Genomic DNA, 12,229 nt, shown 5'->3' with positions numbered 1-12,229 from the left:
TCCACAGGACGAAACCTCGCACTTCGCTCCTGCAGAACCCCGGTTGACCTGTCGAAGCACGCAGGGAGGAGGACGGATGCCGCGACCCGCCGCGCAGGTTCGGCCTCAGAGGCTCCGCCACGCCTCGGCGGGTGTCAACGGCACGAGCGCAGGACGCTCGACCGTGGAGCGCAGGGACTCGCGCACACCTGAGGCCGCGGACGCGGCGAGCGCCGTCATGATCTCGAGCACGTGAAGGGCCATCGCCCCGCTCGCACGGCCCTCGCCCGCGACCAGGTCCAGCAGGCCGATCCCGCGCCCGGAGTCGACGTACCCGGCCGAGGGCTGGAGCGTCTCCCACGACCCGCCGCGCGCATGCAGCTGCACGTCGCCGGCGAAGTTGTTCGGGTCGGGCACGATGAGCGATCCGTCGACGCCGTGCACCTCGATCGGCGCCGCCGTTGAGCGGACACCGTCGAAGCTCATCGTGACGGTCGAGATCGCGCCCGACGCGTGGTGCAGGATGCCGGTGAGGTGCGTGTCGACCTCGACCGGCACGCTCTCGCCCGCCCGCGGGCCCGAGCCGATCACGCGCGCGTCGCGCGACCGCGATCCGGCGCCCGACACCGCGGTGACGGGCCCGAGCAGCTGAACGAGCGACGTCACGTAGTACGGCCCCATGTCCAGGAGCGGCCCGCCGCCCTCGCGGTAGTAGAAGTCGGGCTGCGGATGCCACGACTCGTGGCCCGCCGAGATCCACATCGCCGACGCCGACACGGGCCGGCCGATGCGCCCGCCGTCGATCGCGGCCCGCGCGGTCTGCACGCCGGTGCCGAGCACCGTGTCGGGCGCGCCTCCGACGCGGACGCCCGCGGCGGCCGCGGCATCCGTGATCCGCGCAGCGTCCGCGAAGGTCGCCGCGAGCGGCTTCTCACCGTAGACGTCCTTGCCGTGCGCGATGGCGGCGAGCGCGACCTCGGCGTGTGCGGCCGGGATCGTGAGGTTGAGGACGGTGCGGATGCCGGGATCCGAGAGCAGCTCGGCGGTCGTGAGCGCGCGGCAGCCCGGGATCGCCTCGGCGGCCGCTTCGGCACGCGGGAGGTCGAGGTCGGCGACGGCCGCGATGCGCACACCCGACGCCGGAAGCAGGGTGTCGAGGTACTGGCGGGAGATGACGCCGAGCCCGACGATCCCGATGTCGGTCACCGCGCGGCCCACAGCATCCCCCGTTCGACGATCGTGCGGACGTTCGCGTCCTGCAGCACCTCGGGAGAGTGACCGGGCGTGGCCACGAACACCCGACCCTGGCCCCAGTCCCGCGTCCAGACCGCCGGAGAGACGATGGGACGGTGCCACGGGTGGTACGGCTGCACGGGGTGCGTCGTCGTCGCCAGCACATCGATGAGGTCGTCGTGCAGCACCCAGTACTGCTCGGTGGTGAGCGTGAAGTCGTCGATGCCGGCCGTGATGTCGTGCGAGCGGCCGAGCTCGGTGATCTCGACCATGTAGTCGAGGTAGTTGTCGGTCTGGTCGCCGTGCACCTCGTCGGGGTGCTTCGACGGGTGCGTCGCGAACTGGCCGCCCACGAGCTGCAGGTAGTCCGAGCTCGCGCGGAACGAGTCGGCGATGCCGCCGTGCCAGCCGGCGAGGCCGGTGCCGGCGGCGACGGCGTCGCGAAGGCCTCGGATCGCCTCGTGCGACGCCTGCGACATGGTCACGGACTGCAGCACGAGGTCGGTGGCCGCCATGCGGTCGGCGTCGGCGTAGACCTCGGGGTCGTCTTCGACGGTGACGTCGAACCCGCTGTCGCGGAGGAACGGCAGGAAGAGGTCGGTCGCCTCGACCGGATGGTGGCCGTCCCATCCGCCGCGGACGACGAGGGCGGTGCGGGTCATGCGGGGGTCCCTTCGGGGTCGGCGGCGGCGGATGCGACCGGCGTGAGGATGCTGTCGTGCGCGGCGCTCTGCTCGACGGCGGCGAGCACGCGCTGCACCTGGGTGGCGTCGGCGAAGCTCGGCGACACCGGGATCTCGCCGGCGACCGCGCGGACGAAGTCGACGGCCTGGTGCGCGAACAGGTGCTCGTAGCCGAGCCCGTGCCCTGCGGGCCACCATGCTCCGGCATACGGATGCTGCGCCTCGGTCACCTGCACGCGCCGGAAGCCCTGCGCGGCATCGGCCGCGGCGTCGTACACCTCGAGCTCGTTCATGCGCTCGAAGTCGAAGGCGATCGCGCCGCGGTCGCCGTTGATCTCGATGCGGTTGGCGTTGCGGCGGCCGGTCGCCATCCGCGTCGCCTCGAAGACGCCGAGCGCGCCGCCGTCGAAGCGCGCCGTGAAGGCCGCGGCGTCGTCCACGGTCACCGGCAGCCGGTCGGTCGTGTCGGCGGCGACCCCGCCGAGGCCCTCGACCGCCGAGCGCCGGGGCCGGGACGTGACGAACGTGTGCATGGTGGCCGACACCGCCTCGATGCGCTGACCGGCGAGCCACTGGGCGGTGTCGATGCTGTGCGCGCCGATGTCGCCGAGGGCGCCGGAGCCCGCGCGGTCGCGGTCGAGCCGCCACGTGTGGGGCGAGTCCGGATCGCTCAGCCAGTCCTGCAGGTACTGCGCGCGGACGTGCCGGATCTCGCCGATGCGCCCCTCCTCGATGAGCCGGCGGGCGAGCGCGAGCGCCGGTGTGCGGCGGTAGCTGAAGCCGCACATCGCGACCGCGCCGGACTGAGCGGATGCGGCAGCCGCGGCATCCGTCATCTCCTGCGCCTCGGCGACCGAGTTCGCGAGCGGCTTCTCGCACAGGACGTGCTTGCCGGCGGCGAGCGCCGCGAGCGCGATCTCGGCGTGGGTGTCGCCGGGGGTGCAGATGTCGATCGCGTCGATGTCGTCGCGCGCGACGGCTTCGCGCCAGTCGATGCCGTGCTCGGGCCACTCCCAGCGCGCGGCGGCCTCGGCCGTGGCGTCGGGGCGATGCCCGACGAGCAGCACCCGCTGCGGCGCGAGCGGAAGGTCGAAGAAGTGCGGCGCGGTGCGCCAGGCCTGCGTGTGCATGCGGCCCATGAAGCCGGTGCCGATCAGCGCGATCCGCAGCGGAGACGTCGTCGTCGTCATCGTGGTGGCCCTTTCCGGAACCGACGATGCCATCGGCTCTGGTCTCGGTCGAGGATCTTGCGCAAAACTGGTCGGGTGCCAGCCCGAGTGACCCTCGTCGACGTCGCGACCGAAGCCGGAGTGAGCGTCGGCACCGCGTCGAGGGCGCTGTCGGGCCGCGGCGACCTCGCTCCTGCGACGCGGCGCCGCGTGCTGGCGGCGGCGCGTGCGCTGGGGTACACCCGCGATCCGTCGGCCGGTGGGCGCCCCGCCGGCGCGGCGCGCCTCGTCGACCTCGTGCTCGGCTCGTACCACAACGCCTACTCCGACGAGGTGACCGCCGGCGCGCGCAGCGCCGCCGCCGCCGCGGGCTACGACCTCGTGCTCACCGAGGAGCGCGACACGCCCGACGACGACTGGCCCATGCGCATCCGCCGGCGCGGCTCGGCCGGTGTGGTGCTCGGTCTCATCTCGCCGACCGCGTCGCAATTGGCCGCGATCACGGATGCGGAGATCCCGGTCGTGCTGATGGATCCGCAGGCCGAGACCTCCCGAGGGCTCACCAGCGTGCGCACGACCGACCGCGACGGCGCGTTCGGGGCGGCGACCCACCTCGCGGAGCGGGGCGCGACGCGGTTCGCGATCGTGCTCGGATCGCCGCCATACCGCTACGGCCGCGCGCGGAACGCGGGCTTCCGCGAAGGGCTGCGCCTGGCCGCCCCCGGTGCCGACCTCGCCGCCGTGCAGGCGGATTGGGGCGGAGCGGCCGCGCGCGAGGCGGCGCTGCCTCTGCTGCGCGGCCTGCGCGCCGGCGAACGGCTCGGGGTCTTCGCGTGCACCGACGAGATGGCCGCCGGCGTTTACGCCGCGGCCGCGGCGACCGGGCGCCGCATCCCCGACGACGTGCTCGTCGTGGGCTTCGACGACCTGCGCGGCGCGCGGTGGCTGACGCCGCCCCTGACGACCGTGCGGCAGCCGATCCGCGAGATGGCCGCGGCCGCCGTGACAGCCCTGGCCGATGCCGCAGCCGGCGCGGCGCTTGCGCCGTCGCCGATCGTCCTGCCGACGCAGCTCATCGAGCGCGGCTCGACCTGAGCGAGCACAGCGTCGGATCCGCACCTGCGGAGACGACCCCCGACACGCCGGTGGCGGCCGCCGCTTCGCGGCGTGTCGCCATGCGGGTCCGCAGGAGCGGATCCGATTCTGTGCGCCGAGGGGACGGATGCCGGGGGCCCGAGCGTCCGGACGGACCGGTGGCCGCGGCATCCGAACCGGACGAAACGTCGCATGTCGGCGCGCGGGGCACGCGAGTAGCGTGGGACCAGTCTGACGGAAGGCTCCACATGTCGATCACGACCGAATCCCAGGCCCGCACCAACCGCCCCGCGAGGAGTGAGGCGGAGCTGCAGCAGATGGCCAAAGACCACCTGTGGATGCACTTCGCCCGCCAGTCGGTGATGACCGACGGACCGGGGGTCCCGATCATCGTCAAGGGCGAGGGCCACCACATCTGGGACTCGCGCGGCAAGCAGTACATCGACGGGCTCGCCGGCCTGTTCGTCGTCGCCGCGGGACACGGCCGCAAGCGCCTCGCCGAGGTCGCCGCGAAGCAGGCCGAGCAGCTCGCCTTCTTCCCGATCTGGTCGTACGCGCACCCCGCCGCGATCGAGCTCGCGGACCGCCTCGCCGACTACGCGCCCCGGGGCCTCAACAAGGTGTTCTTCTCCACCGGCGGCGGCGAGGCCGTCGAGACCGCCTTCAAGCTCGCGAAGTACTACTGGAAGATCCAGGGCCAGCCCACCAAGCACAAGGTGATCTCGCGCTCGGTGGCCTACCACGGCACGCCCCAGGGTGCGCTCGCGATCACCGGCATCCCCGCCATGAAGTCGATGTTCGAGCCGGTCACCCCGGGCGGCTTCCGCGTGCCGAACACCAACTTCTACCGCGCCGACGACATGGGTGCGCCGTCCGGCAGCCTCGAGGAGTTCGGCGTCTGGGCCGCCGACCGCATCGAGGAGATGATCCTCTTCGAAGGGCCCGACACCGTCGCCGCCGTCTTCCTCGAGCCCGTGCAGAACTCGGGCGGCTGCTTCCCGCCGCCTCCCGGATACTTCCAGCGCGTGCGCCAGATCTGCGACAAGTACGACGTGCTGCTCGTGTCGGACGAGGTCATCTGCGCCTTCGGCCGCATCGGGCACATGTTCGCGTGCGATGCGTACGGCTACGTGCCCGACATGATCACGTGCGCGAAGGCGATGACCAGCGGCTACTCGCCGATCGGCGCCACCATCGTGAGCGACAAGATCTACGAGCCCTTCGCCCACGGCGACCGCGCGTTCTACCACGGTTACACCTTCGGCGGTCACCCGGTCTCGGCCGCCGTCGCGCTCGAGAATCTCGACATCTTCGAGGAGGAGGGTCTCAACGAGCACGTGCGCGAGAACTCGCCGCTGTTCCGCTCCACCCTCGAGAAGCTCTCCGACCTGCCGATCGTCGGCGATGTGCGCGGCGACGGGTACTTCTTCGGCATCGAACTGGTGAAGGACAAGGCGACGAAGGAGACCTTCGACGACGACGAGTCCGAGCGGCTGCTGCGCGGGTTCCTGTCGAAGGCGCTGTTCGACGCCGGCCTCTACTGCCGCGCCGACGACCGCGGCGACCCCGTCATCCAGCTCGCCCCGCCCCTGACGATCGGGCCGAAGGAGTTCGACGAGATCGAGCAGATCCTGCGCAGCGTCCTGACGGAGGCGTGGACGCGACTCTGACCCGCGTCAGCGGCGGTCTGCGCGCGTTATTGTTGGCGCGTGGGCACGATCTACTACGGCGGCGGCGGGATGCCGATCCATATCGAAGACCGCGCACTCGCGCACCTGAAGGTCGTGATCGCGACCAAGCTGCGACGCGACGAGAGCTTCACGGTCTCGTGGAAGCATCCGGACGACCAGCCGCGCGGGCGCAGCACCATCTGGCTGCATCCGTCGATTCCGCTGCGGTTCGTGTTCGACGATCCCGAGCCCACCGAGCTCAGCCGGGCCTGGATCGAGGAGCTCGCGAACTCCGCCAGCTCGACCGGCGGCATCATGCTCATCGCCGAGCACTTCGACACCGGTCCCGTCCCGGTGCTGGGAGCGGAAGGCGACTCTCAGGACGTGACGCTCGGCAACGTCGACGTCGACCACCTCGATGTCGAGCGCCTCACCGTCGGCGGCACGGAAGTGACGCCGAGCGACGACGAAGACTGAGCTCAGCCCTCCGTCGGCGGTGGCGCATCTTCCTGCTCGGGCTCCGGCAGGATCGTCAGGCCGTTGGGCCCGCTCGCCGCGAGCATCAGCTTCTCGATCCAGGTGCGGTTGATGCGCGGCTGACGGCTGCCGAAGAAGTGGAACTGGATCGGCACCGAAGGGTGGATCCAGAAGCTCCGCCGGCCGCTGCCGTCGCCGATCTCGACGTCGAACATGAACGGCTCGGACCGCCGCAGCTTGTTCATCATCACGATGCGCAGATGCGCCAGCGTCCGGTCGTCGATGTCGACCGAGTTGGCGTTGGTGTCGTAGATGAACCGGCCCATGGCAGGAGCCTATTACCGGATCAGCGCGGCGCGAACGCCGCCGCGAACAGCGCTCGCGCACGGCGTGCGATCGCGGGCCGGTGTGCCGGATCGGCGCGGGCGAGCTCGGTCGCCAGCATCCCGGTCGCGAGGGTCACATCCTCGGTCTCGATATGGGCTCCGATGCGTCCGGCGGCCCGGTCACGCGCGACCAGGCGCTCCACGAGCGCCTGGAATCGCGCGCCCAGCGACGCGACACGGCGATCGGAGAGATCCGCGGTGATGAGCTCGATGAACGCCGTCGACACGACGGCCTGATCGACCACGCGATCGAGCAGATCGTCGATCGTCCGGTCGGGCGGCACGGTGTACTCCTCGAGGTCGCGCACGTTGTCTTCGAAGACGGCGACGGCGAGGGCGGTGCGATCGGGGAAATGACGGTAAAGGCTTCCTTGCCCGACACCGGCGCGCTTGGCGACGGCGCTGAAGGGGGCCTGAAGGCCTCCTTCGGCGTAGACCTCGCGGGCAGCAGCGATCAACGCCTTGCGGTTGTCGGCGGCTGCAGCGGGGCCTCGGTTCTGGCGAGGGAGCGCACGGGGGGATGCGGTGCTCGGCACGGGTGTAGCCTAGTACCGGACACAGTTGTCCGGTAGGAGCCGCCCCGAAGGATCCTCATCCCCGGACCCGCAGCCCCGCTGAACTGCATGAAGAAGGGACAGATCATGAGCACCACCACCGCGCCCCTGACCGGAGCATCCACCATCCAGACCTGGCTCGACGACCCCGCCGGCGGCGCCGCACTGCGCGGTCTGCTCGCCCAGGGCGGCCAGACCGCGGAGACCCTCGCGCCCATCGCGGGCCTGCCCATCAGCAACCTCGTCGCGATGAGCGGCGGCGCCTTCCCGCAGGCCGCCCTCGACGCACTCGTCGCGCAGGTCAACCCCGACGGCGTTCCCGCCGAGGCCCCGGCCGCCGAGACCCCGAAGGCCGAGTGGGCCGAGAAGGTCACCGCCGGCCGCTTCACCGGACAGACCGTCATCGTCACCGGCGCGGGCTCCGGCATCGGCCGCGCCACCGCATCGCGCGTCGCGCGCGAGGGCGGTCGCGTGATCGCCGTCGACGTCAGCCAGGACCGCCTCGACGAGTTCGTCGCCGCGCACGCCGGCGCCGAGGTCGTCGCCCTGACGGCCGACATCACCGACGACGAGGGCGTGGCCCGCATCATCGAGGCGGCCGGCGACCGGATCGACGCCCTCGCGAACATCGCCGGGATCATGGACGACATGACCCCGGTCGGCGACGTCACCGACGCGGTCTGGGATCGCGTCTTCCGCGTGAACGTCACCGGCACGATGAAGCTCATGCGCGCCGTCATCCCTGCCATGCTCGCGCAGGGCGGCGGCTCGATCGTGAACACCTCGTCCGAGGCATCCCTTCGCGGTTCGGCCGCCGGCGCCGCCTACACCGCGTCGAAGCACGCGGTCGTGGGCCTCACCAAGTCCAGCGCGTTCATGTACGGCCCGAGCGGCATCCGCGTGAACGCCGTCGCGCCGGGCGCGGTGATCACCAACATCGAGGCGAAGTTCAACTCGCCGCTCGGCGCCGACCGCGTGCGTGCCGGCATGGCCGTCATGACGCCGCCGGTGGCCGCCGACCGCCTCGCCGCGTCGATCACGTTCCTGCTGAGCGATGACGGCGTCAACGTGAACGGCCAGAACCTCGCGAGCGACGGCGGCTGGTCGGCCGCCTGACCCGCCCGCGACGCCCCGGCCGACCCGAGCCGCGGGCCCGCCGGGGCGTCGCACTGTCTCAGAACGGCCAGACGAGCGGCACGTACCAGACCGCCACCACGAGGAAGAACAGGGCCAGCGGCAGGCCGAGCTTCCAGTAGTCGCCGAAGCGGTAGCCGGCGGGCTCCATCACCATGAGGTTCGCGGGTGTCGCGATCGGGGTCAGGAACGCGGCCGCACCCGCGACGGTCAGCGCCATCATGAAGGGCTGCACCGAGAGGTCGAGCGACTGTGCGACCGAGATCGCGATGGGCGCGACGATGAGCACCGTCGCGGTGTTGCTGATGAGCTGCCCCAGCACCACCGTCAGCCCGCACAGCGCGAGCAGGGCGACGTGCGGCCCGGCGTCGCCGAGGAACGACAGCATCCAGTCGGCCACGAGGTCCGCGGTTCCGGTGCTGATGAACGCCGTCGACAGCGGGATCATGCCGGCGATGAGCACGACGGTGGTCCACGAGACCGAGTGGTAGGCCTGCGTCACGGTGACCGTGCGGGTCAGCACCAGGGCGCACGCGGCCAGCAGCGCCGCCACCGCGGGCGGAACCAGCCCCGTCGCGAGCAGCAGGACCATCGCCAGCAGGATGCCGATCGCGCGCTCCGCGCCCTTGCCGAGCGGGATCGACCGGCGCAGCTGCGCGGGGTCATCGACCACGAGCACACCCGGATCGCTCGTGCGCCGCGTCAGGTCGTCCCACGCGCCCTGCAGCAGCAGCGCGTCACCGGCCTGCACGACGAACTCGGTGCCCTTGAGCTGCTCGTCGCCGCGACGGGCCGCGAGCACGACGAGGTCGCCGTCGGGCGTGGTCATGCCGGCGCACACGTGCTTGCCGATGAGCGGCGACCGGGGTGCCACGACCACCTCGGTGACGCCGGTCTCGGGGCCGAGCAGCACGCCGGTGTCGAGGGTGAGCGAGTACTGCTGACGCAGCAGGCGCGCGTGCCGCACGAGGTCCAGCGGCATGAGCGCGCCCTTGCGCTCGGGCACGAGAGCGCCGCCGACGAGGAGGATCGCCACCGTGCCGAGGAGCACGGGAACGCCGACCAGCGCGAACTCGAAGAACCCGAACTCGCGACCTCCCGCCGACGCGGCGAACTCCGACACGATGATGTTGACGGGCGTGCCGGTGAGCAGCAGGAGCGACCCCGCGGATGCCGCGAACGCGAGCGGCATCAGGAGCTTCGACGAGGCGATGCCCGCGCGGGCGGCGACGACCACCACGAGCGGCAGCAGTGCGGCGACCGCGCCGTTGATGCTGATGAGGGCGGTGAGCCCGGCCACGAGCAGCGCGATCACGACCAGCAGGGTCGTCCGCTTCGTCCCGGCGCGGCCGATGACCTTCTGCCCCGCCCACGCGGTGACACCCGTGCCGTCGAGCGCCTCGCTCACCACGAACAGCGCCGCGATGAACAGCACCGTCGGGTCGCCGAACCCGGCGAGCGCCTGCGGCAGCGTCAGCACGCCGGTGAAGAAGAGCGCCAGCGCGACGCCGATCGCGACGATCCCGATGGGCACGCGGTTGCTCACGAACGCGATCACCGCGAGCGCGAGGATGACGAGCGTTGCGGTGACGGGGTCCACCCGCCCAGCGTAGCCACCGCCTGTCCGGCGGCTTGGGGTTGGGCCTCTGGGCCCGTGTCCCAGGCGGCTTCGACAGGTCAACCGGGCCTCGACAGGGGCGTCTGCGAGGGAGGACTCCTGCGGAACCCCGGTTGACCTGTCGAACGGGAAGGGACGGATGCTGCTCCCCGGGCGCGCGGACCTCAGCCGCGGAGGGTTGCGAGCCCGGCGACGTCGTAGGCGAGCTCGACGGCCTCGAAGATCCCGGCGTCGATGCTGCGGGGCGCGAACGCGTCACCGATCACCACGACACGAGGGGATCCGGATGCTGCGGCCGCGGTGTCCGTCGCGAGGCCGGGGACCCCGACCGACGCGCGCGGCTCGATCGCCACGACGGTGTCGACGCCCGGGATCGCGCCCGCGGCCCCGGTGAGCATGTCGCGCGCGGTCACCGCGCCGGGCTCGATGCTCACGACGCGGTGCGCGACGCTCCGGCGGAAGCCCCCGTGCGTGCCGAGGCGCTCGAGCAGCAGCGGCCGGTCGTATCCGGCGCCGATGTGCGGGAACAGGGTCTCGAAGGGTGTGATCAGCTCGAGCTCGTCGACGCGTTCGAGCAGCGTCAGCACGATGCCGGCGGCGTACGCCGTGCCGTCGGCATCCACCACCGCGATCCGCCGACCGAGCCGCGCCCCCGACACGGCGGCGAATGCGTCGATCGTGCCCTCGGCGGGGAATCCGTCGGTGTAGGCCCCGCCGAGCGCGAGCGAGGTGGTCGCCGGCGCGACGGCGCCGGTGGCGTCGACGACACCGTCGACGATCCCGAGCCCGCGCACCGTCTCGGCCGTCGCCTCGACGCCGAGCCGCACGTCGACGCCGGCGGCCCCGAGGTCGCGCTCGAGGTCGTCGACCAGCAGGCCCACGCTCTCCCGCCCCGGAACCCGCCGGGCCAGGCGCAGCTGTCCGCCGAGCTCGTGCGCCCGCTCCAGCAGCGTGACGGCGTGCCCGTCGGTCGCGAGCTCGACGGCGGCGCGCATGCCCGCGGGACCGCCGCCCACGACGACCCACCGCTGCGGCGACGCCGTGCGCGGGCGTTCGCCGCGCTCGAGCTCGCGGCCGGCGAGCGGGTTCACGGTGCACGACATCGCGAGTCCGCGGCTGCCGCGGCCGAGGCATCCCTGATTCAGACGGATGCAATGGCGGATGCCGCGCTCCCCCGTGCCGACGGGTGCGAGTCCGAGGAGCTTGCGGCCGAGATCGGGGTCGGCGATCTGGGCGCGGGTGAGCGCGACCATGTCGGCGATGCCGGAGGCGACGACGTCTTCTGCCTCCTCGACCGAGCGGGCCGCGCCGACCCCGAACACCGGCACGTCGGGATTCGCGGCTTTGACCGCGGCGACGTCGTCGCGCAGCCACGCGTACGGCATCGGCGACGACGGGAAGACGTAATGCACGTTGTGGTACCCGCCTGCGGCGAGGTCGAGGAAGTCGATCCGGGACTCCTGCCGGAGGCGCGCGATGACCTCGCGCATGCCGGCGCCGTCGATCCCGTCCCGGTGGAACTCGTTCGCGACGATGCGGATGCCCACGGTGAAGTCGTCGCCGACACGCTCGCGCACCGCCCGGAGCACCTCGCGCGGGAACCGGGTGCGGCCCTCGAGGTCGCCGCCGTACTCGTCCTCGCGGGCGTCGTACAGGGGCGAGAGGAACTGGTGCAGCAGGTAGCCGTGCGCCATGTGGATCTCGACGCCGTCGAACCCGCCGTCGCGCGCGTACTCGGCCGACAGCGCCCATCCCCGGGCGAACGAGGCGATGTCGGCGTGGTCCATCGCCCGGGTCGCGTGCCCTGTCGACGGCGAGATCAGCCGCGACGGCGCATACACGGTGCGCGGGCCGTCCGGCCCGTCGGGCTGCGCCTGCGCACCATGGTGGTTCAGCTGCACGAAGATCTTGGCACCGGCTTCGTGCACAGCATCCGTCATGCGCTTCGATGCCGCGACCCCCTCGGGACGGTACGCGTCCTCGAAGCCCCGGATCGACCCGGTCGGGTGCACGAAGTGGTTGCCGGCGACGAACAGCCCGCACCCGCCGAGCGCGCGGCGCACGTAGTACGCGCTCTCGCGGTCCGACTCGACGCGGTCGGAGTACTGCTTCGAATGCGCCGTCTGCATGATGCGGTTCGGCACCGTGACGCTGCCGATCCGCAGCGACTGCGCGAGGACGGACGAACGGATCCCGGGGCTCGCGGTCATGTCCCCGAGCCTACGACCGCC

At 72.1% G+C, this 12,229-nt stretch carries 10 protein-coding genes and 1 pseudogene; 4 read left to right on the top strand and 7 right to left on the bottom strand.

Going from position 1 to position 12,229, the window contains the following annotated elements:
• Window positions 1-105: 105 nt before the first annotated feature.
• The 3 genes from ASF40_RS19395 to ASF40_RS19385 are packed head-to-tail and all read right to left on the bottom strand — an operon-like array spanning window position 106 to window position 3,085.
• Window positions 106-1,185, bottom strand: coding sequence for a Gfo/Idh/MocA family protein (locus ASF40_RS19395; protein WP_056372395.1), 1,080 nt, complete (start codon window positions 1,183-1,185; stop codon window positions 106-108).
• Window positions 1,182-1,874, bottom strand: a complete 693-nt coding sequence (locus ASF40_RS19390; RefSeq protein WP_056372229.1) for a ThuA domain-containing protein — start codon at window positions 1,872-1,874, stop codon at window positions 1,182-1,184. The genes ASF40_RS19395 and ASF40_RS19390 overlap by 4 nt, the downstream gene beginning before the upstream one ends.
• Window positions 1,871-3,085, bottom strand: coding sequence for a Gfo/Idh/MocA family protein (locus ASF40_RS19385; RefSeq protein ID WP_056372227.1), 1,215 nt, complete (start codon window positions 3,083-3,085; stop codon window positions 1,871-1,873). The genes ASF40_RS19390 and ASF40_RS19385 overlap by 4 nt, the downstream gene beginning before the upstream one ends.
• Before the next feature lie 75 nt (window positions 3,086-3,160).
• Between ASF40_RS19385 and ASF40_RS19380 the strand changes: the two genes are divergently transcribed.
• The 3 genes and pseudogenes from ASF40_RS19380 to ASF40_RS19370 all read left to right on the top strand — a co-directional run.
• Window positions 3,161-4,159, top strand: a complete 999-nt coding sequence (locus ASF40_RS19380) for a LacI family DNA-binding transcriptional regulator (protein WP_235560296.1) — start codon at window positions 3,161-3,163, stop codon at window positions 4,157-4,159.
• 248 nt (window positions 4,160-4,407) lie between these two features.
• Window positions 4,408-5,829: an aspartate aminotransferase family protein gene (locus ASF40_RS19375; protein ID WP_056372223.1), complete on the top strand. Its 1,422-nt coding sequence runs from the start codon at window positions 4,408-4,410 to the stop codon at window positions 5,827-5,829.
• Window positions 5,830-5,868: 39 nt separating this feature from the next.
• A pseudogene (locus tag ASF40_RS19370) lies at window positions 5,869-6,171 on the top strand (DUF7882 family protein); the annotation flags it as partial.
• Between the two features lie 137 nt (window positions 6,172-6,308).
• On the opposite strand, the gene ASF40_RS19365 reads toward ASF40_RS19370, so the two are convergent.
• Both ASF40_RS19365 and ASF40_RS19360 read right to left on the bottom strand, forming a co-directional pair.
• Window positions 6,309-6,632, bottom strand: coding sequence for a DUF7882 family protein (locus ASF40_RS19365; RefSeq protein WP_056372220.1), 324 nt, complete (start codon window positions 6,630-6,632; stop codon window positions 6,309-6,311).
• Between the two features lie 20 nt (window positions 6,633-6,652).
• Window positions 6,653-7,228, bottom strand: a complete 576-nt coding sequence (locus ASF40_RS19360; protein WP_056372218.1) for a TetR/AcrR family transcriptional regulator — start codon at window positions 7,226-7,228, stop codon at window positions 6,653-6,655.
• A 105-nt stretch (window positions 7,229-7,333) separates the two neighbouring features.
• Between ASF40_RS19360 and ASF40_RS19355 the strand changes: the two genes are divergently transcribed.
• Window positions 7,334-8,362, top strand: coding sequence for an SDR family NAD(P)-dependent oxidoreductase (locus ASF40_RS19355; protein ID WP_056372393.1), 1,029 nt, complete (start codon window positions 7,334-7,336; stop codon window positions 8,360-8,362).
• A gap of 58 nt (window positions 8,363-8,420) precedes the next feature.
• On the opposite strand, the gene ASF40_RS19350 is transcribed toward ASF40_RS19355, so the two are convergent.
• Window positions 8,421-9,980, bottom strand: a complete 1,560-nt coding sequence (locus ASF40_RS19350) for an SLC13 family permease (RefSeq protein ID WP_056372216.1) — start codon at window positions 9,978-9,980, stop codon at window positions 8,421-8,423.
• Between the two features lie 182 nt (window positions 9,981-10,162).
• Window positions 10,163-12,208, bottom strand: a complete 2,046-nt coding sequence (locus ASF40_RS19345) for an oxidoreductase (RefSeq protein WP_056372213.1) — start codon at window positions 12,206-12,208, stop codon at window positions 10,163-10,165.
• Between the last annotated feature and the right edge of the window lie 21 nt (window positions 12,209-12,229).

The sequence above is a fragment of the Microbacterium sp. Leaf288 genome (genome assembly GCF_001422925.1).
Lineage (GTDB): Bacteria > Actinomycetota > Actinomycetes > Actinomycetales > Microbacteriaceae > Microbacterium.
This window is presented reverse-complemented; position numbering and strand designations above follow the sequence as displayed.

Bases quoted from the DNA above. Each gene is read 5' to 3' on its own strand.
- ASF40_RS19390 (WP_056372229.1), bottom strand. From the start codon at position 1,874: ATGACCCGCACCGCCCTCGTCGTCCGCGGCGGATGGGACGGCCACCAT.
- ASF40_RS19345 (WP_056372213.1), bottom strand. From the start codon at position 12,208: ATGACCGCGAGCCCCGGGATCCGTTCGTCCGTCCTCGCGCAGTCGCTG.
- ASF40_RS19365 (WP_056372220.1), bottom strand. From the start codon at position 6,632: ATGGGCCGGTTCATCTACGACACCAACGCCAACTCGGTCGACATCGAC.
- ASF40_RS19385 (WP_056372227.1), bottom strand. From the start codon at position 3,085: ATGACGACGACGACGTCTCCGCTGCGGATCGCGCTGATCGGCACCGGC.
- ASF40_RS19355 (WP_056372393.1), top strand. From the start codon at position 7,334: ATGAGCACCACCACCGCGCCCCTGACCGGAGCATCCACCATCCAGACC.
- ASF40_RS19375 (WP_056372223.1), top strand. From the start codon at position 4,408: ATGTCGATCACGACCGAATCCCAGGCCCGCACCAACCGCCCCGCGAGG.